This window comes from Exiguobacterium indicum HHS 31 (genome assembly GCF_001939065.1).
GTDB lineage: Bacteria > Bacillota > Bacilli > Exiguobacteriales > Exiguobacteriaceae > Exiguobacterium_A > Exiguobacterium_A indicum.
The window spans coordinates 192,007-212,695 of record NZ_MPSZ01000001.1; the positions used below are offsets into that span (position 1 = coordinate 192,007).

The following is a 20,689-nucleotide window of genomic DNA, read 5'->3' on the forward strand; positions in this document are numbered from 1 at the left end:
TTGTACCTTGAATGTTTTCTAAGGAGGATAGGAAGTTGCTAGAGTTGCACCAATAATTGGCGGGCGCTATAATAAGACAGTTGATTAAGGCGTAATTATTCCGTTTTACGAAAACGGAAGGAGTGAAAATACATGGAAACACCAATCATCGAGATTGATCAAGTCAGCTATGATTACCCGGATCGTCGGGTGTTGAATCAAGTCTCGTTTCAGGTCGAGCAAGGGCAATTTTTAGCCATCGTCGGTGAAAATGGATCCGGAAAATCGACGCTGATCAAATGTATATTAGGGTTATTGCAACCGAAAGGAACGATTCGTTTATTTGGACAATCCCAATCACAATTCAATGAATGGTGGCGGATCAGCTATGTTTCGCAAAAAGCGGCAGCGTTCAACTCCGGTTTTCCGGTGACTGTCGCAGAAGTCGTTGAGATGGGACTGTACGCTAAAAAAGGACTCTTTCGTCGCTTGTCTCGCGACGATCGAGACAAAGTACGAACGGCCCTCGAAACGGTCGGCATGTGGGAGCGACGCGATTCAAAAGTCGGCGACCTATCCGGTGGTCAACAACAACGTGTTTTCATCGCACGTGCGCTCGTCAATGATCCGGATTTAATGATCTTGGATGAACCAACCGTTGGTGTCGATCAGCGATACGTGAAAGAATTTTATGAGATCTTAGAAGAACTTCGTCGAGATAAGCGCCGGACATTCGTTCTTGTCACGCATGATATTCATTTCGTCAGTAAACTTGTCACGGATGTGATTCATCTGGTCGATGGACGTTTAGGATGTAACTGTGGCATCAAGGAATACTGGGAACTAGATGAACAGACGATCCGCTCCCTCTATCCGGTTCCGGGACGTGTCCTCGTTCATGAAGGGAAGAGTGTCCAATGATTGAAGCGTTCATGACGTTAAAGTTTTTACAGTACGCTTTGGTGGCTGCCATTCTGATCGGATTCACGGCACCATTGATCGGTTCGTTCGTCGTCGTCCGGCGGATGAGCTTAATCGCAGATGCACTATCACACGTCACGCTAGCTGGGATTGCGCTCAGTCTATTGATTTCTGGAATGGTCGCACAATTAGCGGACTTGAATCCACTGTATTTAGGAATCGTGACGTCGGTCATCGCGGCACTGACGATCGATTGGTTGCGTGCGAAGTACAAGCACTTCCAAGAACTCGCAATCCCGATCATCATGGCGACGGGAATGGGGCTTGGGGCAACATTCATCAGTCTCGCGAACGGCTTTTCAATGGATCTCGTCTCCTTCTTATTTGGAACGGTCTCGGCTGTCGCCTTGACGGATGTGTACACGATTCTTATCGTGACGATCGTCGTCGTCATCTTCGTCTTTGCTTTTTACAAGGAATTGTTGTTCCTCTCCTTTGACGAGGAGCAGGCGCGCGTTTCCGGGATTCGCCTTCGCTTAGTGCATATTCTCTTTATGATCGTCGTTGCGCTTGTCATTGCGATCAGTATGCGAATCGTTGGGATTTTGCTTGTCTCAAGCTTAATCACGTTACCGGTTGCGGCAGCACTTCGAATTGCGAAGAGTTTTAAGATGACAATCTTTTTAGCAATCATCTTCGGCGAAATCGCTACAGTACTTGGACTCATCCTGGCTTATCAGTTCGATTTGGCACCCGGCGGAATGATCGTCTTGATTGCGGTACTTGAGCTGATCATCGTGATGCTGTTGGAACGTTTTTGGATAGGAGGGAAAACACATGAAGACGAACATCGAACAAGCGCGTGAACGCATGAAGGCTTCTGGGTTTAAAATGACACCGAAGCGTCTCGATTTGCTATCGTATCTGTTTGAAGTGAATCGTTATGTCAGTGCGCGGGAAGTAGCAGAAGCTCTTCGAACGTCTCATCCTTCGTTAAGTTATGATACAATCTATCGAAACTTGAATGACTTTTCGGAAATCGACTTATTAGAAGTGACGGAATTAGACGGTGAGATGAAATACCGAGCAGCTTGTGCTTCAGGACACCATCATCATCATTTGATATGCCGAATCTGCGGCAAGACGGAAACATTGAATGTCTGTCCGATGGAATGGGTTTCTCCAGTCCAAGAGACTGGCTTTGAAGTTGAGGATCATAAGTTCGAAATTTATGGACGCTGTGCGAATTGTCAACGCATGACATCTTAAATGAAAGAGGATGCCCGGTCGGGCGTCCTCTTTTTGCGTTTTAAAAGACTAGTCCTGTTCAAAACGGGAATAGTCGAACAGAGGTGATGAGAAGATGATTTATGATACACAAGAAGCGCGACAAATCGATGAGTGGGCACGGACATCCGGACTGCCACTTGAAGTGCTGATGGAACGAGCTGGAAGTCACATCGCAACACGTATCAAAGAGCGTCATAGGAAGACGGAGCGAATCTTGATTTTATGTGGGACAGGCAATAACGGTGGGCATGGGTATGTCATTGGTCGCGAATTGATACGCGACGGATTTGATGTCACACTATTTGCGCCATTTGGAGAGAATCGTTCGGATACATCCATCGTTCATGTTCATTATGCAGAAGCGTTCGGACTTGTGACCGAACAACCGTGTGGTCAATATGATGTGATTCTAGATGCCTTATATGGAACGGGATTTGATCCAAAGCGGATGAATCAAGTGTTCGAAGCGCAGTGTGAATTCGTATCGGAACAAAAGCGGCAAGGGGCACGTATCTATGCAGTAGATGTTCCAAGCGGAGTACCGACAGATCATGCAACGGAATTTAAGGAGACAGCGATTCGCGCAGACGTGACATTCCAATTGCATGCAATGAAACGATCTGCCTTTTTAATACGAACAGCCCCGTTTTATGGCGAATTAGAAACAATTGATATCGGATTACCGACTTTTGGTGAATGGCGCGTATCACCTAAGGATGTGACCGCCTTATTCAAGCGGGAACCATACGGGCATAAAGGAACGTACGGGACGGCGCTATTGATTGGTGGAAGTGAGACGATGCCGGGCTCCATCCAACTCGCTACACGGGCAGCCTTACGAACAGGAGTCGGTAAACTACAAGTTGCGACGACGGCACTTGCGAAACATGGAATCATCGCCCAAGCGCCGGAAGCGATGGTCATTGATCAGACGTTACCAGCAATTCAGGAGATGCTCCCCTCCATCTCAGCAGTTGGAATCGGTCCTGGATTATCGCAAGAGGCAGTCGAAACATGGGTGGACCATCTACTTGAGAGTGATGTGCCGGTTGTATTAGATGCTGCAGCTCTAGTAAAAGAAAGTTATCCCGAGCGAACCGCGCCGATCATCGTCACACCGCATATCGGTGAATTCGCCCGGATGACGAACCAGAGTGTCGCAAGTATTCAAGATGATCTTTTTGGTCAGGCAACCGACTATGCCATCTTGCATCAAGTAACTGTCGTCTTGAAGTCCCATGTCATCTTAATCGCGAAACCGGATGGAGGCGGATTCGTCATCTCTGGTGCATCAAGTGGTCTCGCCAAAGGAGGAAGCGGGGATACTCTGTTTGGCATATTAACCAGCCTTCTTGCACAACATCCAACAGGCGACATCGAAAGAACATTAGCGCAAGGAGCAGAGTGGTATGCACGTGCTTCTCGGCAAGTTGAACGACGCTTACATCCGAGTAGCTTGCTAGCGACGGATGTCATCGAGGAGTTAGGTAGAGTCGAACTATAAAAACATCAATTTGAAAGAAAGTCTTCCACGATACGTATGAGGGAAGACTTTTCTTTTTAGGAAGGAATTGACATATTCCATTTAACAGGAGTATCATCAAGCGATGTCGAAACCTTTATACGGAAAATCTGACGGAAAGGAGGGGAAAAGCATGGAGGATATCGTTCGGAAACAACAATGGTGGATTGGAAACTTTGCTCTTTTCATGATGCTTGTTGGTGCTCTAATCATTTATACGACGACGGAAGAGACAATCAAGAATGCATATTTGAGTCGTTCTGTCATTATTTCATTTTTAGTCATGATGGGAATTTTTATTTTTTATATCAGTCGTCGTAAGATGGAAATCGTTTTGCAAACGCACTTATTGTCCTTGATGTTGCTCGTCGTTCCGATTACATCGATTAGCTTTTTACCTTACGCGGCAGTTACCGTTTGGGCAAGTAGCTTTTTGTTTTTGATGATCGCTTTAATCTCCTATCAACGCATCATGATGTGGTACGCCATCATTGTTACCATCGCAACTAGTTTGTACGTCATGGGGAATGTCGATACCGTAACGGTGGAAATTGATCCGACCGACCATTATGGGCGGATTGGTATGATTGTGATTGGCGTATCGATTGCACTTGTCATCAATCACTTGCATATTCGCAATTTAAATCGTTTGAATGACCTTGCGATACAATTACACGATACGGCGCGACGTGATGAAGAAACAGGTGTCTTGAATCGCCAAGGATTAAACGAAATTGATTTTCCAAGATCCGAACAACAGCTCATTTTTGTCGGGATTCATTTAGAAAACTACTATGAGCTGGCACGTTATTTTGGAGAAGATATTCAGTTACAAGTACTACGCGCCTGTATCGAGCGACTCAAGAGACAACTACCTCCTTATCAAGCGTTTGCTCGGATTGAAGCAGGGACGTTATTGATTGTCATGGAAAAGCCGGACGAGGTGGCATGTAAGGAAGCGATGGAAGAATTGAGCCAAGAAATTTCCGTACCATACGAAATCGAGGGGCATCATGTCTATGTCAACATATCCATCGTCATTGATAATGGCGATGGGGCGACCGACAATCGAAAGCGTCGGGTGCAGCAATTATTGACTGCCTTACAAGAAGCAGCGCAACAAAACGAACGTGTGATGTGTATTGACCAAGAATGGCGTAAGGATCAAGAATTACGAGTCAAAGCAGCACAATCGTTAGCACAGGCTAATATTGAAACGGATTTTCACCTCGTCTATCAACTGCAATACGATGTTCGATCAGAGCAATTCATCGGTCTCGAAGCATTGGTTCGATGGAAGACCCCGCTACAGGGAGCCGATCGACCATCCGTGTTCATCCCGATTGCTGAAAAAAGTGACTTGATCATTCGTCTAGGTGAGTGGATCTTTGAGGAAGGATGTAAGACGCGTAAAGCATTGGTCGGTCTGGTTCCGGATGAGTTTACGTTGTCAGTCAACGTATCACCACGACAGTTGACGAGTGAGTCGTTCATGCCATTCATTGAACGAACGTTACTCAAGTATGCATTAAAGCCGCAACAGATTAAGATTGAGATTACGGAAAGTCAGTCGCTCGATTTTGAGAGTCAGTCGATTCATCGAGCGCTCAAGCGCATCAAAACGCTTGATTTCCCAGTTTCGCTTGATGATTTCGGTACTGGTCATGCGTCTTATCACGTCCTCGAACGTTTATTACCGTTACGTCAATTAAAGATTCCGAAGCAATTCATTGAACAAATTGGAGCATCGGAGAAACGACAATCGATTCTTGAGTCGATTTTTCAATTGAGTGAGTCGATGCATGTCGAATGTATCGTTGAAGGAGTAGAGACAGGAGAGGAAGTACGCATTGCCAAGGAAATCGGCATTCATCTATTCCAAGGTTATTTCTTTGCTAAACCGGTACCACTTAAAGAAATCATCTGTCTACTACAAAAAACGAATGAAGGAACGGTCCGTTGACCAACAAAAGCCACTTCAGTCCGAATTTTTCGGAGAGAAGTGGCTTTTTCATACAATACTTATGATTGGTACAGTCGATATTGATTTCGACCTTGCGTTTTTGCCTCATATAAAGCGGCATCTGCTTGCTTAAAGACCATTTCAGCAGGCTGATGATGAGCGTAAGCAATTCCAGCGGATACGGTGATTGATACGGCATGATCCTGCATCACGAACGGTGTTTGCTGAACGGCTGTTACGATCGTTTCCGCTATGATAACAGGAGAGTATTGTTCGCTATCCGGAATGATGATGATGAATTCTTCGCCTCCATATCGACCGACCGTGACTGGTACAGGACAATATTCATTCAATATAATCGAAAAATGGCGTAAGACGGCGTCACCGATGGCGTGACCGTGTGTATCGTTCACAGTCTTGAAATGATCCAAATCGAATAGAATCACACTCCAAGAGGCGTTACTTTTTTCGAGCGTCGTTACTTTTTCTAAAATGACATGTCGATTCGCAAGCCGTGTCAATTGATCGGTCGATGCGAGGTAGGATTGATAGGAGTACAGAACAAAGTGCTGTTGAAGGAGCGAGGATAACCGATAAAACAAAATCGCTCCACCAATCGTTAGGATAAAATAGGGAATATAGATCGTTTCCCATGCATCGACAGGAGAATTGCTAATGATCAGTCGCCAAAGAACAAGTAATGAACCGACCGTGACGATGGCGGAAAAGAAGTACCCTTGTCGTGTGATAAATCGGCGACAAATAAACGAAAGAATTAAAAAACCAAGTAGTGTGATGACAGAACTAAGTAGAACATTCAGTGAAGCGCCGTCATGAATCAAGAACCGATAAAATAGAAGCATCGTTCCTGTCACTGCGATACTGACGTTACCGCCAAATAGGGCGGATAAAGCGAGAGGTAACAATCGTAAATCGATCAGTGCCCCATTTAAATCGATGGCGTGGTGCATAAGGAGAATTCCTGTTACTCCATTCGCGAGTCCGAAATACAGGCGAGTGGACATCATCGAGTCCGGGTGAATCGGTAAGCGATCACGCAACAGATAAAAAGTGAATGTAGAGACAAGAAAGATAATACAGATATTGACGAAAAAGATATTCACTGTCGTAAGCATCATGAAACCCTTTCTATTAGAAAATCTAAATCTAATGCCATTGTATGCTATCTCATCGGATAATGGCATAGAAAATGGAAAAAACAGCCTAATCGGCTGTTTTAACGAATCGGTGCAAATTTTTGAATCTCTTGAACGGCCTCATTCCAGGAAGCGACACGAATGACATTATTCGGTACGGCTTTACGGTTATAAGGTGCATCGAACAAGATTACAGGAATAGAGGTGTCTTCTGCGATTTGTACAGCATTCTCTAATCGATCTTCCATGAATAAATCGAGTGATAAATCACGGACGACTTGTACTTTGTCGTGTGATCCCGTCATGATCAAGGAATCAAGAGGAAGTTCGTGTTGTTTGATCCACTCTTCTGTTACAGGACGAACGAGCTCCGATCGTGCTGTTACGTAATGGAGATCATATTGCTTCCGCAAATTCCATAAGTGATGACGAACATGTTCTTGAGGGATGGATTCACGATAAATGCCTGTCTCGTGACCAGAGTTCACCATGTAGTCCCAAAATTCGATTTGATTCATATCGGTATACGTATGCAATTCATACTCGGACGCCTGATTGAAGTCAATCGACGTTCCGAGATGTTTATTCATGTAAGTGAAGCAAGAGGATGGATGTGTGATCGTTCCATCAATGTCGATTCCAATTTTCATTTACAGTCACCCACGTTCTAAAAATTTTTCTTCACTTAGTATAACATAGTCGAAATCGAGATAGGAAAAAAGACTCCTCGCGAGGGAGGAGTCTTCCACTTATGCGTGATTTGCTTTTTCGGCTTCTTTTTCAGCCTGTTTTTCGAGAACGATTGCATCAATCTCTTTCTTCAATTCTTCGACCATCGTTGCTTCCGGTACTTTACGGATGATTTCTCCGTGACGGAACAATAATCCTTCGTTGCGTGCGCCAGCGATACCGATATCAGCTTCACGTGCTTCACCAGGACCGTTGACCGCACATCCGAGAACCGCGACTTTGATGTTCGCTTGGATGTTTTCGATATAGTCTTCGATTTCTGCAGCGATCGACATCAAATCGATTTCGATCCGACCACATGTTGGGCATGAGATCAATGTCGCCGCATTCGCCGCGAGACCAAATGATTTCAAGACTTCTTTTGCGACTTTTACTTCTTCGACAGGATCCGCTGAAAGAGATACACGAACCGTGTTTCCGATTCCGCGTGACAAGATCGCGCCAAGTCCCGCTGCTGATTTTAATGAACCAGAGCGAAGTGGACCAGATTCCGTGATCCCGACGTGAAGTGGATAGTCGAACGATTCAGAAGCAAGTTGATACGCTTCAAGCGCCAACTGTACGTCTGATGCCTTAAGCGAGACGATGATGTCATGGAAGTCGAGATCTTCGAGGATCTTAATGTGGTGCAACGCACTCTCGACCATACCACGTGCTGTCGGGTAGCCGTATTTTTCAAGAATGTGCTTTTCAAGTGAACCGGCGTTTACTCCGATCCGGATTGGGATGTTTTTCGCTTTGGCTGCTGTCACGACGGCTTCGACCTTTTCGCGGCGACCGATGTTACCCGGGTTGATCCGGATTTTATCGACGCCAGCTTCGATTGCCATGAGTGCAAGTTTATAGTTGAAGTGGATGTCTACGACAAGCGGAATGTTGATTCGGCTTTTGATTTCTGCAAGTGCGAGCGCATCACGTTCTTCTGGACAAGCGACGCGGACGATTTGGCAACCAGCTTCTTCAAGACGTAGAATTTCAGCGACTGTCGCTTCGACGTCGTGTGTTTTAGTTGTCGTCATACTTTGGATGATGACTTCATTATTTCCACCAATGACAAGGTCCCCTACACGAACAGGACGAGTCTTAGAGCGATGGACCATTTTCGGCATATCGAAAATCTCCTTTTGTGGCATACCGCCATATTGTTTATGTTTACCCTTCCTATCATATCGAACTATTCCCTAAAAATCGAGAAACAAGAACGAAAATCGAACATTTACAATTGTTTAATGAAAGAAGGACGTCCGTCAATCCGTCGGACGCCTGATTTTGATACTCATTGAGGTTTGCGTGAAGCGCGTGGCTTCGCGGAACGGGCAATCCATAATGGAACTAATGTGTAGACGAAGTGTCCGATTACGAGTATCCCGATTCCGAAGCGAGGATAATCGAGTTGGTATAGAAGCATACCGAGTGGGAAAGACCAGAGATTCGTCGCGACCGTGTAAGGAAACGTTTGGCGATACGCCCACGGACGGGGAAGTAACAATCGGACAAATCCCTTCGTTAGATACGCCATAAACAATACGTAAAGTAATACAGCTATTGCGATAAAGATGAAATGAAGGATGAACCAGACGACGATTGGGATGTTTTTTTGTAAAAAGAAGGAATCAATGACCGTCGTCCAAAATGAAATCCAAGCTAATCCACAAAAATAAAGGGAAACATCTGCCAAACGAAGACGCAAAAACGGACGATTTGGAATTAAAGAAGTTTGTAAGTAATTAATCAGTTGACGTAAAAATGACAAGTAAATCACTCTTTCTACTGTTTTAAAACAGATTTTAATTATTTAATTTTTATTAGTAATAAAGGGTTTTTGTGTAATGGTACAGATTAATAAAACCTTAACAAACGGATGTCTCAAAAACTATTTACAAGTTCAACAGACCTTTACATAATGGGGGAGTTGAGAAAATAAACTTTACAAACACATCAATCCACATGAAATAAAGGAGCTGGCAAGATGAACTATGATTTGCAGGAAATGATTTTCACCTTCATCGGTGGACTCGGGATTTTCCTATTCGGTATTAAGTATATGGGAGATGGGCTCCAAAAAACAGCAGGAGACCGATTACGTTATATCCTCGATAAATATACGACGAACCCACTGTTAGGTATCCTAGCAGGTATCGTCGTCACGATTTTGATACAGTCGTCGTCAGGGACGACCGTCATCGTCGTCGGACTCGTTAGTGCAGGTCTGATGAATTTACGACAGGCGATTGGAGTCGTCATGGGGGCTAACATCGGAACAACGATTACGGCCTTCATCATCGGCTTTAACGTCAAGGAAGCTGCGCTTCCAGCAATCGCCATTGGTGCTTTCTTGATCTTCTTCTTTAATAAAGAACGGGTTCAATACATCGGACAGATTTTCTTTGGCTTCGGTGCATTGTTCTATGGTTTGACATTGATGGGCGACGGAATGGCTCCACTTGAGTCAAGTGTCTGGTTCCGTGAGTTGACGGTATCGATGTCGGATAACCCATTGCTTGGTGTATTCGTCGGAACGATCTTTACCGTTCTTGTTCAGTCGTCGTCAGCAACGATCGGTATCTTACAAGAGCTATACGCTGGTGGCATGATCGATATCAAAGCAGCACTTCCCGTCTTGTTCGGTGATAACATCGGAACGACGATCACAGCAGTACTCGCAGCACTTGGTGCGTCGATTGCAGCTAAACGAACAGCAGCAGCACACGTCATCTTCAACATTATCGGGACGATTTTATTCTTGATTGCTTTACCGATCTTCTCGAATTTCATTACTTGGATCACGGGCGCGCTTGATTTAGGTCCAAAGATGCAAATCGCCTTTGCACATGGAACATTCAACGTCGTCAATACGTTGATTCAGTGTTGGTTCATTGCGCAAATCGCATGGCTTGTACAAAAAATCGTACCGGGTACGGATACGACGATTGATTCAAAACCGCGTCATCTGGATCAAAATATCTTGAACCAATCTTCAGCACTCGCATTAAACCAAGCAAAGCTCGAAGTATTGCGTATGGGTGAATTCTCGAAAGACGCACTTGCAAAAGCACAGCGTTACACACAATCGCATGATAAGAAAGATGTATCGGAATCACAACAGATTGAATATGCGATCAACCATTTAAATACAGAAGTCACGAGTTATCTCGTTAAAGTAGCGGCACATGATTTATCAGAACGTGAATCAAATGAGCACTCGTTACTGATGCATGCCGTCAATGATTTTGAACGGATTGGTGACCACGTTGAAAACATCGTCGAATTGGTTGACTTCCAAATCGTCAACCGGATTCAGTTCACATCATCAGCGAAGCAAGAACTTGATGATATGTACGCTTTGACACAAGAAATCGTCGATTGTGCCGTGCGCGCTGTCGAAGAGGATGATGTCACACGGGCTCGAAAAGTTCTCGAACTCGAAGGTAAACTCGATGCACTCGAACGTTCATTCCGTAAGCATCATGTCCTTCGTGTTAACGCTGGCGAATGTACGGGACAAGCAGGGATGATTTTCGTCGATCTCTTGTCGAACCTCGAACGAATTGGCGATCACGCTGTCAACATCACGGATCTCGTCCTTGAACAGCGGACCGCATTAACGAACTAAGTGAAATACGATTTATCTATGACAGCTGATTTCAAAAAATGAAATCAGCTGTTTATTTTTTTGAAATAGCATATTGACAAGTTTCGCCACATCTCGTAATCTAGTAAGAGTAAGAAACATACATCATGGCGGTGTAGCTCAGCTGGCTAGAGCGTACGGTTCATACCCGTGAGGTCGTGGGTTCGACTCCCTCCGCCGCTACTATTACTTAAGGACCCTTAGCTCAGCTGGTCAGAGCAGACGGCTCATAACCGTCCGGTCGCAGGTTCGAGCCCTGCAGGGTCCATTCAGTAGAACGCTTCTCGTTGAAAAACGAGGAGCGTTTATTTTTGTTCCCCCGGGGAATAGTAAAGATATTGTAATAATATTCATACTATAGTAACTAAGGGAGAGCGAAGAGAGATGGAACGTAACCATACGATGATGCAGTTTTTTGAGTGGCATGTAGAGAATGATGGGAAGCACTGGCAACGCTTGAAAGAGCGGGCGCCTGAATTACGTGCTGCCGGCATCACGTCCGTGTGGATTCCACCGGCGTCAAAAGGTCAATCGGATGAAGATACAGGATATGGCATCTATGACGTCTATGATTTAGGCGAATTTGATCAAAAAGGAACGGTCCGTACGAAATACGGTACGAAAGATGAACTCGTCGAAGCGATCCAGGTTGCTCGTGAGAACGATATCGCTGTTTACGCGGATGTCGTCATGAACCATAAAGCAGCAGCCGATGAACTCGAGACGATCAATGTCGTCGAAGTCCATCCGGAAGATCGTTCGAAAGAAATTTCAGAAGAGTTTGAAATCGAAGCTTGGACGAAGTTTACGTTCCCGGGACGTAACGGAAAATATTCAGATTTCATCTGGACACATGAATTTTTCAATGGAACGGATTTTGATGCTCGTGAAGAAAAGACGGGTGTCTTTAAAATTTCCGGTAAAAATAAAGATTGGAATGATCAAGTCGATGATGAATTCGGAAACTATGACTATTTGATGTTCGCGAACATCGATTATAATCACCCTGAAGTCCGAGAAGAAATGATCCGCTGGGGACATTGGTTCCAAGAAACAATTGATTGCCAAGGTTTCCGACTCGATGCCATCAAACATATCAACTATGAATTCGTTCATGAATTCGCAAAATCAATGATTGAAAAAAGTGAAGGTGACTTCTATATGGTCGGTGAGTTCTGGAAATCAGATCTCGATGATTGTCGTCATTTCCTCGATAGCGTCGACTATACGATCGATTTATTCGATGTTCCGCTTCATTACAAGTTCCATGAAGCTTCGAAGCAGGGGCAAGACTTTGATATGACGACGTTGTTTGCGGATACCCTTGTCGAATCACACCCGACGAATGCCGTCACGTTCGTCGATAATCACGATTCACAACCGGGCGAATCACTGGAGTCGTGGGTGGATGACTGGTTTAAACAACATGCTTACGCGGCGATTTTACTTCGTAAAGATGGTTATCCATGTGTCTTCTACGGTGACTATTATGGTGTGCAAGGACCACATCCGGTAGAAGGAAAAAAAGAAATGATTGATGCCTTACTCTATGCACGGTATCACAAAGCGTATGGTGAACAAGAAGATTATCTCGATGATCCACATTGTGTCGGTTGGGTTCGTCGTGGAGTTGAGGAAATTGAGAACTCCGGCTGTGCGGTCTTATTGTCGAATGCCGATATGTGTGAAAAACGGATGTTTGTCGGTGAAGAACGTGCAGGTCAAGAATGGTTTGACTATACGAACCATCAAGATCACCCTGTTGTGATCGACGATGAAGGATTTGGTGTCTTCCCAGTTCCAGGTGGTGGTGTATCAGTTTTTGCTCCACGAGAAGTCGAGTAAATCCGAGGTTCTTGACTTGCGTCAACACAGGTTCTTTTGCTAGTCTTAAAGGGTATTGAAGTTTTCGAAAATAGTACAAAGGGGGACATGAACATGTCAAAATTTGAATTACCAGAACTCGGCTACGCTTATGATGCGCTTGAGCCACATATCGATGCTCGTACGATGGAGATTCACCACACGAAACACCACAACACGTATGTCACGAACGTGAATGCGGCGCTTGAGGGTACAGAACATGAAGGAAAGTCACTTGAAGAACTTCTTCAAAACTTGGATGCTCTCCCAGCAAACATTCAAACTGCAGTCCGTAACAATGGTGGCGGTCACTGGAACCACTCATTCTTCTGGAAACTGTTGAAGAAGAACGATGGTGCTGCTCCAACAGGGGAACTCGCGGCAGCAATCGACGAAGCATTCGGATCATTCGATGCATTCAAAGATGCATTCGCGAAAGCAGCAACAACTCGTTTTGGTTCAGGTTGGGCTTGGTTAATCGTTGATGGTGGGAAATTGGCAGTCGTTTCGACACCAAACCAAGATACACCAGTCATGGAAGGCAAAACACCAATCCTCGGTCTTGATGTTTGGGAACATGCATACTATCTCAACTACCAAAACCGCCGTCCTGATTACATCAATGCGTTCTTCAACGTCGTTGATTGGGATCACGTAGCGAAGCTTTACGCTGACGCGAAGTAATGTGAAAACGAGCGTATCGTTCAATTGTGAACGATACGCTTTTTTTAATGCGGAAAATGATGGGATAGGTTGTTATGGAAAGTTTCCTTCTATATAATGAAACAAGATGACTTTTGAACGATAGGGGAGTACGCCATGGCTAAACGAATCACCGTACGAGGAAGACGGCGTAATCATCTGCCGCTTCGTCTGAATTTAATGTTCTTCGTCGTTTTTTTATTGTTTGCGATTTTGATTTTCCGTTTAGGAGTCGTGCAAATCGTCAATGGTGAGAAAATTTCGCGGGAAGTTCAAAAAACAGAAATGATCGCATCAAAATATGAAGTGCCACGCGGAAAGATTTATGACCGGGATGGTCGTCTTTTGGTTGATACGATTTCTAAATACTCCATCGTCTACCGTCGCGCACAAACGACGAAAGTCGATGAACGCATTGAGATTGCACAGCGTCTTGCGGCAATCATTGATCTACCGAAAAAAGATTGGAAAGTCACGGAACGGGACATCAAGGATTTTTGGGTGGCGACGAATACAAAAGAATCGGATCGTCGATACCAAGAGGCAGTAAAAAAGAAGTATCCTTCAACAGAAGCACAAAGTAAGCTCTCGATTCCGGAGCAAGATAAAATTCGTTTAGATGCCATCACAAAAGAGGATATCGATTATGATGATCAGACAATGGAAGTCATCGCGATCAAACATAACATGGAAGTTGGTTATGCACTTGATCCGCAGCTCGTCAAACTCGGTGCATCTGCAAAAGAGATGGCGATCATCGATGAAAATCTAGAAGATTTAAAAGGTGTATCGGTGGAACCGTTTTACGAGCGTTCTTATCCATATGAAGGAACACTTCGGAATATCTTTGGGAAGTACTCGAAGATTCCAGCAGAACAACAAGCAGAGTTCAAAGCAAAAGGTTACAGCTTGAATGACCGTGTCGGAACATCATTCCTTGAACAACAGTATGAAGATCTACTGCGTGGGAAACCCGCATACGATGTGTATGAGACGTTCAATGGAGAGCCGGTCGGTGATCCAAAACGCGAGGAAGGCGAGTCTGGTAAAGATCTCGTTTTAACTGTTGATGCAGAGTACAACAAACAAGTCGACAAAATCATGCAACAAGCCATTAAAATGGGGCGTGGCATGGGTAGTCGTTATCTAAAAGAAGGTTACGCCGTCGTCATGAATCCACAGACAGGTGAGATTCTTGCGATGTCTGGTCAAAAGTTGGATCCAGCAACCGGCAAGTTCTCAGATGTCGCAATCAATAACGTCTTGACGTCGCTTCAAATCGGTTCGACGATCAAAGGTGCAACGGTTGCGATGGGACTTGAGGAAGGTGTTATCCGTCAAAACGAAGTCATCAATGATGCTCCGATCACGATTGGTGGTACGAAAAAAGCATCGTACGTCAACATGGGAGCAATCACGGATTTGACGGCACTTGAGCGTTCATCAAACGTTTATATGTTCAATATTGCGATGCGGATGGCGAAATATCCGAGTAATGGTATCGCTGGAGCAAGTGTAGATGCAGCGGCTGCGATCATGCAGAATTACTACAGTCAGTTCGGGCTCGGAGTGACGACCGGTGTCGATTTACCGTACGAAGCAAAAGGTGTTCAAGGGACACCGGACCGTGTCACGCTACTCATGGACCGAGTCATCGGACAGTACGATGCCTTTACACCGCTACAAGTTGCACAGTATATTTCAACACTTGCCAACGGTGGCTATCGTGTTCAACCGCACTTCTTAAAAGAAGTTCTCGCGTCGAATTCGATTGAAAAAGGAACGAAACAAGTGGATTATAGCTTCAAGACGAATTACCTGAATCGGATTGAGGTCAGTCAAGATAACATTGATCATGTCCGCGAAGGATTGCATCGTGTCGTTAAGGGAGAGCGTGGTACAGCAAAAATCATTGCCCAAACCGGTATTGATGCAGCTGCGAAAACAGGTACAGCGCAGGTCAGTGTCTATGGTGATGATGGAATCGCCTTACGTGACGGCAGTGGTCAACCGGTTCGTTCATTGAACTCGAACCTTGTCGGCTGGGCACCGTATGATAATCCAGAGATGGCATGGGCCGTGTTCCTTCCTTATATGGAACAAGAAACCGTCAACTCAAAAATCGGTCACGATCTTGTCAAAGCGTATTTCAATGTGAAGGACGTCCCATGGCAAACTAAGCCAAATTAACTAGAAATAAAGCGAGAGTGAGCAATCACTCTCGTTTTTTTGTTTGTATTGACCTTTTTTTCTAATGGATTTCGAATTGTAAACACTAAAAAACACGCCTTTACAATTCTTTTACGTTGGATTCATTTCGTTTTAATAGTTCATCCGTAGTATAAGTCTTGTAAGGAAAACGGATAAAAAGTCGTGACATCGTCAGCGACATACTTTCGAGGAGGAAAATTAATCATGTCTTGGATGAAAAAAACAGCACTCATCACAACGGTAGCATCAATCGCAGTAGTGGGGGCAGCATGTGGTAACGATAAAGGCGGTTCTGCTAGTTCATCTGATTTAAAAGGAAAAATCGCAATCGACGGTTCTTCTACAGTCTTCCCGATTATGGAAGCTGTCGGTGAAGAATATTCGATGGAACAACCTGACGTAGATGTCACAGTTGGTGTCTCTGGTACAGGCGGTGGATTCAAACGCTTCGTCGTTGGGGAAACAGATCTTTCAAACGCATCGCGTGAAATTAAAGAAGAAGAAGCAGCTGAAGCGAAAAAGAACAGCATTGAATATACAAAACTTTCACTCGCATATGATGGTTTGACTGTCGCAGTCAGTAAAGAAAATACATGGGTAAAAGAACTCTCAATGGAGCAACTCGAGAAAATCTGGCTCGATCCTAACGTCAAAACATGGAAAGATGTCGATTCTTCTTACCCAGCTGAACCATTGAAATTCTTCAGTCCAGGGAAAGATTCAGGAACATTCGACTTCTTCTCTGAAAAAGTACTTGAGAAAAAAGATATGCGTAAAGATGTTCAATTATCAGAAGACGATAACGTTCTCGTCAAAGGTGTTGAAGGAACGAAAGGCGCAATCGGCTACTTCGGTTATGCGTACTACGCAGAGAATAAAGATAAGTTGAAGGAAGTACCACTTTCTGCTGAAGGAAAAGACGCAGTCGATCCAACACCAGAAACAATCAAAGATCTTTCTTACCCACTGTCACGTGAAATTTACACGTATGTCAACAACAAATCGATGAAAGATAAAAAACAAGTCGCTGATTTCGTTCAGTTCACGAACGAAAACGCTGGTGATCTAGCTGAAGAAGTTGGATATATCAAAATGCCACAAGATCGTTATGATGAAAACGCAAAAGCAATTGAAGACGCAATGAAATAAATCATCGAGTCATGAGGATGGCCCAACCGGGGAAGTCTGTACCGGTTGGGTCCCGTTCTCATGTCAAGAAGAAGTAGGGAGTGAAGAAGGATGAGTTCAACTCAAAACAAATCGGTTCGCGAGCTGATTCAACAGAACCGACAGCAAAAATACAGTATGAAAAACGTCATGGAACGCGTCATGCCGATCGTGTTATTCCTATGTGCGTTCGTCTCGGTCGTTACGACCATCGGCATCATTCTCACGTTAGTCATTGAAACAGAACACTTCTTTGAAGTCGTTCCGTTCAAGGAATTCTTCGGCAGTACGAGCTGGTATCCACTCAACTCACAACCAGAGTATGGAATTTGGCCACTTGTCGTCGGTACGCTTGAGATTACCGTGATTGCGATGCTAGTTGCCGTGCCGATCGGTCTCACATCAGCGATTTATTTAAGTGAGTACGCGTCAGACCGCGCACGCCGTATCTTAAAACCAATTCTTGAAGTGTTAGCAGGTGTTCCAACGATTGTCTTCGGATTCTTCGCGTTGACGTTCGTCACACCAGTACTCGTAAAATTGATTCCAGGTATTCAAATTTACAATGCGCTCAGTCCGGGAATCGTCGTCGGGATCATGATCATTCCAATGATTGCTTCGATTTCTGAGGATGCGATGAGCTCTGTTCCGAAAAAAATTCGTGATGGTGCACTTGCACTCGGTTCGACACGTCTTGAAGTCGCTTTGAAAGTCGTCGTTCCAGCTGCCTTATCAGGTATCATTGCGTCGATCGTACTCGGTATGTCACGTGCAATCGGTGAGACGATGATCGTAACGATCGCTGGTGGTTCGAATCCGACAGCTGCGATCGATCCACTCGAGCCAGTCCAAACGATGACAGCGTATATCGTTCAGGTTGCCTTAGGTGATGCTGGATTTGGAACTGTCGAATATTACAGTATCTATGCGGTTGGTACACTCTTGTTCGTCTTCACGTTAGTGATGAACTTACTTGCGAACTGGATCACACGCCGCTTCAGAGAGGAGTACTAAGATGGCCTTACCAGAAAAGCAACCTGTCTCAAAAAAATTCATTGATCCGGTCGCGGTGAAGAAATCCATTAGCCAGCGACTCATCGTCAACAACGTCACAAAAGTCATTTTCCTTGCTGGACTGTTCTTCGGTCTCGTCGTCTTAGGTATTCTCTTGTTCGGCGTCATCCGTGACGGTGCGTCATGGTTATCACTTGAGTTTCTACAAAATGCACCATCACGCCGTTCGGAACGGGCTGGGATTTATCCGGCGTTAATGGGCTCCATCTTCTTGATGCTCCTCATCATCCCGATGATTTTCATCATTGGTGTCGGGGCAGCGATTTACCTAGAAGAGTATGCGAAGAAGAGTCGGATGACTTCATTCATCGAAGTCAACATCTCAAACCTTGCAGGTGTACCATCGATCGTCTTCGGTTTACTTGGTTTGACGTTCTTCGTACGTAACATGGGCTTCGGTTCAACATTGATTGCAGGAGCCTTGACACTCGCGTTGATGAGTCTTCCGGTCGTCATCGTCTCGTCTCAAGAGGCGATCCGTGCCGTTCCACAAGCAATGCGTCATGCATCACTTGCACTCGGTGCGTCAAAATGGCAAACGACGTTTAAAGTCGTTCTTCCGGCATCACTACCAGGTGTCATTACTGGGATCATCTTGGCTGTATCTCGAGCAATTGGTGAGACAGCACCACTCATCATGGTCGGAGCTGCGATTTTCATTGCTCGTGCGCCAGAAAGTATTTTCTCAGAATTCACAGCATTGCCGATTCAAATCTACAACTGGACAAGTCGTCCGCAAGCAGATTTCCAAGGACTTGCAGCTGCGGGAATCATCGTCTTAATGGTCATTCTCTTGACGATGAACTCACTTGCGATCTGGATCCGGAACCGTTTCTCAAAACGTTATTAATCGAACGAGATAGATAGAAGGGATTTCTTTTAAGGAGGAAGACAGATGATGGATACGAAGCTGAATACGAAATCAGTCGTTACAGAAGGGACAGAGCGTATGAACCAACCAGTAGCAGCACGTGAGAGCGTCTATAACGTCAAAGACTTAAACTTATGGTACGGTGACGATCATGCGCTGAAAGATGTCAATCTCGACATTAAGAAAAATGAAGTCACGGCAATCATTGGACCGTCTGGCTGCGGGAAATCGACATTCATCAAAACATTGAATCGAATGGTCGAACTCGTTCCGATCGTACGGACGAATGGTGCAATCGAGTATCACGGACGTAATATCTTTGATAAAGAATACGGTGTCGAAGAATTACGGACATCGGTCGGAATGGTCTTCCAACAACCGAACCCATTCCCGAAATCAATCTATGACAACATCGCTTATGGTCCTCGTGTCCACGGTGTTAAAAACAAAAAGATCCTCGACGAGATCGTCGAACGCAGTTTACGCCGTGCGGCAATCTGGGATGAAGTCAAAGATCGTTTGAACGAAAATGCCTACGGTCTTTCTGGTGGTCAGCAACAACGTCTTTGTATCGCGCGTTGCCTTGCAATCGAGCCAGATGTCATCTTGATGGATGAGCCGACATCGGCACTTGACCCGATTTCTACATTAAAAGTAGAAGAACTCGTCCAAGAATTGAAATCAGACTACTCGATCATCATCGTGACACACAACATGCAACAGGCTGCACGTGTTTCGGACAAAACAGCGTTCTTCTTGAATGGTGAAGTCGTCGAGTTCGATCAAACAGACCGGATCTTTGGAAATCCGAGTGACAAACGGACGGAAGATTACATTTCAGGACGATTCGGATAAGAAGGGGAGACGAGACGAATGGCAGCGAACCGTACGATTTTTGGAGAAAATCTTGCAATACTCGATCAAAAGGTCTTTTTACTGGCTCGCAAGACGATGCAACAGATCGCAACAACGGCAGAAGCACTCGAAAAATATGATCAAGACATCGCGCGTAGTGTCATCGAAAACGATAATGAACTCGATGATCTTGAACTTGAAATCAACGATGATGCGATTCTCTTAATCGCGAAGCAACAACCCGTTGCGACGGATTTACGACGAATCATCACCGCGATGAAAATTTCGTCGGATCTCGAACGGATTGCAGATTATGCGGGGAATATCTCAAAAGCGGTTCTTCGTGTCGAAACATTCCCGTATGTCATCGATATCTCTTTGTTGAAGGAAGCATTCGAGACATTACTGGATATGACGGAAACTGCGATCGTCGCCTATCGTGACGGAGATGTCGAGAAAGCAAAAGCCTTGTCTGATCTCGATAACGTCATTGATGAGACGACATATAAGGCACTTCGCCAGTACATGCGTCACATGTCACTTCAGCCGATTGTCGTCGATGAAGTCATGCAATTCACGAACATTTGCCGCTACATCGAGCGGATGGGTGATCACTTGACGAACGTCGGGGAGCATCTGATCTATCTCGAAAAAGGAAAACATTATGATTTAAACGGATGAATCAAGTAGGCAGGAGGAATTTCCTCTGCCTACTTTTTTTGTAAAGGGATTC

Annotated in this window: 18 protein-coding genes and 2 tRNA genes; 16 read left to right on the forward strand and 4 right to left on the reverse strand. The window is 44.9% G+C overall.

Annotated features, from left to right (window positions below; all coding sequences use genetic code 11):
- The first annotated feature begins 132 nt into the window (after positions 1-132).
- From N179_RS00965 to N179_RS00985, 5 genes are all read left to right on the forward strand, one after another.
- A complete protein-coding gene (locus tag N179_RS00965; protein WP_023467526.1) occupies positions 133-900 on the forward strand; it encodes a metal ABC transporter ATP-binding protein in 768 nt (255 codons plus the stop codon).
- Positions 897-1,766, forward strand: coding sequence for a metal ABC transporter permease (locus N179_RS00970; protein ID WP_023467527.1), 870 nt, complete (start codon positions 897-899; stop codon positions 1,764-1,766). The genes N179_RS00965 and N179_RS00970 overlap by 4 nt, the downstream gene beginning before the upstream one ends.
- The gene (locus tag N179_RS00975) at positions 1,738-2,169 is read left to right on the forward strand and encodes a Fur family transcriptional regulator (RefSeq protein WP_023467528.1); all 432 of its coding nucleotides are present in this window, start codon (positions 1,738-1,740) and stop codon (positions 2,167-2,169) included. The genes N179_RS00970 and N179_RS00975 overlap by 29 nt, the downstream gene beginning before the upstream one ends.
- A 94-nt stretch (positions 2,170-2,263) precedes the next feature.
- Positions 2,264-3,694 carry a bifunctional ADP-dependent NAD(P)H-hydrate dehydratase/NAD(P)H-hydrate epimerase gene (locus N179_RS00980; RefSeq protein ID WP_075642020.1) on the forward strand — a complete coding sequence of 477 codons (1,431 nt, stop codon included), beginning with the start codon at positions 2,264-2,266 and terminating at the stop codon, positions 3,692-3,694.
- A gap of 151 nt (positions 3,695-3,845) precedes the next feature.
- The gene (locus N179_RS00985; protein ID WP_035398344.1) at positions 3,846-5,675 is read left to right on the forward strand and encodes a GGDEF domain-containing phosphodiesterase; all 1,830 of its coding nucleotides are present in this window, start codon (positions 3,846-3,848) and stop codon (positions 5,673-5,675) included.
- Positions 5,676-5,734: 59 nt separating this feature from the next.
- Here the strand turns inward: N179_RS00985 and N179_RS00990 are convergent, their stop codons facing one another.
- From N179_RS00990 to N179_RS01005, 4 genes are all read right to left on the reverse strand, one after another.
- On the reverse strand, positions 5,735-6,814 hold the full coding sequence (locus N179_RS00990) for a GGDEF domain-containing protein (RefSeq protein ID WP_052017187.1): 1,080 nt from the start codon (positions 6,812-6,814) through the stop codon (positions 5,735-5,737).
- A 98-nt stretch (positions 6,815-6,912) separates the two neighbouring features.
- Positions 6,913-7,482, reverse strand: a complete 570-nt coding sequence (locus tag N179_RS00995) for a 5' nucleotidase, NT5C type (RefSeq protein WP_023467532.1) — start codon at positions 7,480-7,482, stop codon at positions 6,913-6,915.
- A 99-nt stretch (positions 7,483-7,581) separates the two neighbouring features.
- Positions 7,582-8,691 carry a flavodoxin-dependent (E)-4-hydroxy-3-methylbut-2-enyl-diphosphate synthase gene (ispG, locus tag N179_RS01000; protein WP_023467533.1) on the reverse strand — a complete coding sequence of 370 codons (1,110 nt, stop codon included), beginning with the start codon at positions 8,689-8,691 and terminating at the stop codon, positions 7,582-7,584.
- A 167-nt stretch (positions 8,692-8,858) separates the two neighbouring features.
- Positions 8,859-9,344: a hypothetical protein gene (locus N179_RS01005; protein WP_058265094.1), complete on the reverse strand. Its 486-nt coding sequence runs from the start codon at positions 9,342-9,344 to the stop codon at positions 8,859-8,861.
- Positions 9,345-9,551: 207 nt separating this feature from the next.
- Between N179_RS01005 and N179_RS01010 the strand changes: the two genes are divergently transcribed.
- The 11 genes from N179_RS01010 (at position 9,552) to phoU (ending at position 20,637) form a co-directional block, all read left to right on the forward strand.
- Complete coding sequence (locus tag N179_RS01010; protein WP_035398342.1) at positions 9,552-11,195, forward strand: Na/Pi cotransporter family protein; 1,644 nt, start codon at positions 9,552-9,554, stop codon at positions 11,193-11,195.
- A gap of 127 nt (positions 11,196-11,322) precedes the next feature.
- Positions 11,323-11,396: transfer RNA gene (locus tag N179_RS01015), tRNA-Met, on the forward strand.
- 11 nt (positions 11,397-11,407) lie between these two features.
- Positions 11,408-11,481, forward strand: a tRNA-Ile gene (locus N179_RS01020).
- 116 nt (positions 11,482-11,597) lie between these two features.
- A complete protein-coding gene (locus N179_RS01025; protein WP_023467536.1) occupies positions 11,598-13,058 on the forward strand; it encodes an alpha-amylase in 1,461 nt (486 codons plus the stop codon).
- 93 nt (positions 13,059-13,151) lie between these two features.
- Positions 13,152-13,760 carry a superoxide dismutase gene (locus N179_RS01030; protein ID WP_016404085.1) on the forward strand — a complete coding sequence of 203 codons (609 nt, stop codon included), beginning with the start codon at positions 13,152-13,154 and terminating at the stop codon, positions 13,758-13,760.
- A 135-nt stretch (positions 13,761-13,895) separates the two neighbouring features.
- On the forward strand, positions 13,896-15,968 hold the full coding sequence (locus tag N179_RS01035; RefSeq protein WP_023467537.1) for a peptidoglycan D,D-transpeptidase FtsI family protein: 2,073 nt from the start codon (positions 13,896-13,898) through the stop codon (positions 15,966-15,968).
- Between the two features lie 225 nt (positions 15,969-16,193).
- Complete coding sequence (locus N179_RS01040; protein WP_058265097.1) at positions 16,194-17,138, forward strand: PstS family phosphate ABC transporter substrate-binding protein; 945 nt, start codon at positions 16,194-16,196, stop codon at positions 17,136-17,138.
- Between the two features lie 90 nt (positions 17,139-17,228).
- Entirely contained in the window at positions 17,229-18,170 is a 942-nt protein-coding gene (gene pstC / locus N179_RS01045; protein WP_023467539.1) for a phosphate ABC transporter permease subunit PstC, read from the forward strand.
- Between the two features lies 1 nt (position 18,171).
- Positions 18,172-19,080: a phosphate ABC transporter permease PstA gene (gene pstA / locus N179_RS01050; RefSeq protein WP_023467540.1), complete on the forward strand. Its 909-nt coding sequence runs from the start codon at positions 18,172-18,174 to the stop codon at positions 19,078-19,080.
- 99 nt (positions 19,081-19,179) lie between these two features.
- Positions 19,180-19,956, forward strand: coding sequence for a phosphate ABC transporter ATP-binding protein PstB (gene pstB, locus N179_RS01055; protein ID WP_053454494.1), 777 nt, complete (start codon positions 19,180-19,182; stop codon positions 19,954-19,956).
- An 18-nt stretch (positions 19,957-19,974) separates the two neighbouring features.
- Positions 19,975-20,637 carry a phosphate signaling complex protein PhoU gene (gene phoU, locus N179_RS01060; RefSeq protein ID WP_023467542.1) on the forward strand — a complete coding sequence of 221 codons (663 nt, stop codon included), beginning with the start codon at positions 19,975-19,977 and terminating at the stop codon, positions 20,635-20,637.
- The last annotated feature ends 52 nt before the right edge of the window (positions 20,638-20,689 follow it).

Bases quoted from the DNA above. Each gene is read 5' to 3' on its own strand.
- ispG (WP_023467533.1), bottom strand. From the start codon at position 8,691: ATGCCGAAAATGGTCCATCGCTCTAAGACTCGTCCTGTTCGTGTAGGG.
- phoU (WP_023467542.1), top strand. From the start codon at position 19,975: ATGGCAGCGAACCGTACGATTTTTGGAGAAAATCTTGCAATACTCGAT.
- pstA (WP_023467540.1), top strand. From the start codon at position 18,172: ATGGCCTTACCAGAAAAGCAACCTGTCTCAAAAAAATTCATTGATCCG.
- N179_RS01030 (WP_016404085.1), top strand. From the start codon at position 13,152: ATGTCAAAATTTGAATTACCAGAACTCGGCTACGCTTATGATGCGCTT.
- N179_RS00995 (WP_023467532.1), bottom strand. From the start codon at position 7,482: ATGAAAATTGGAATCGACATTGATGGAACGATCACACATCCATCCTCT.
- N179_RS00975 (WP_023467528.1), top strand. From the start codon at position 1,738: ATGAAGACGAACATCGAACAAGCGCGTGAACGCATGAAGGCTTCTGGG.
- N179_RS00985 (WP_035398344.1), top strand. From the start codon at position 3,846: ATGGAGGATATCGTTCGGAAACAACAATGGTGGATTGGAAACTTTGCT.
- N179_RS01035 (WP_023467537.1), top strand. From the start codon at position 13,896: ATGGCTAAACGAATCACCGTACGAGGAAGACGGCGTAATCATCTGCCG.
- N179_RS01040 (WP_058265097.1), top strand. From the start codon at position 16,194: ATGTCTTGGATGAAAAAAACAGCACTCATCACAACGGTAGCATCAATC.
- N179_RS00970 (WP_023467527.1), top strand. From the start codon at position 897: ATGATTGAAGCGTTCATGACGTTAAAGTTTTTACAGTACGCTTTGGTG.
- N179_RS00980 (WP_075642020.1), top strand. From the start codon at position 2,264: ATGATTTATGATACACAAGAAGCGCGACAAATCGATGAGTGGGCACGG.
- N179_RS00990 (WP_052017187.1), bottom strand. From the start codon at position 6,814: ATGATGCTTACGACAGTGAATATCTTTTTCGTCAATATCTGTATTATC.
- pstC (WP_023467539.1), top strand. From the start codon at position 17,229: ATGAGTTCAACTCAAAACAAATCGGTTCGCGAGCTGATTCAACAGAAC.
- N179_RS01025 (WP_023467536.1), top strand. From the start codon at position 11,598: ATGGAACGTAACCATACGATGATGCAGTTTTTTGAGTGGCATGTAGAG.
- N179_RS01010 (WP_035398342.1), top strand. From the start codon at position 9,552: ATGAACTATGATTTGCAGGAAATGATTTTCACCTTCATCGGTGGACTC.
- N179_RS00965 (WP_023467526.1), top strand. From the start codon at position 133: ATGGAAACACCAATCATCGAGATTGATCAAGTCAGCTATGATTACCCG.
- pstB (WP_053454494.1), top strand. From the start codon at position 19,180: ATGAACCAACCAGTAGCAGCACGTGAGAGCGTCTATAACGTCAAAGAC.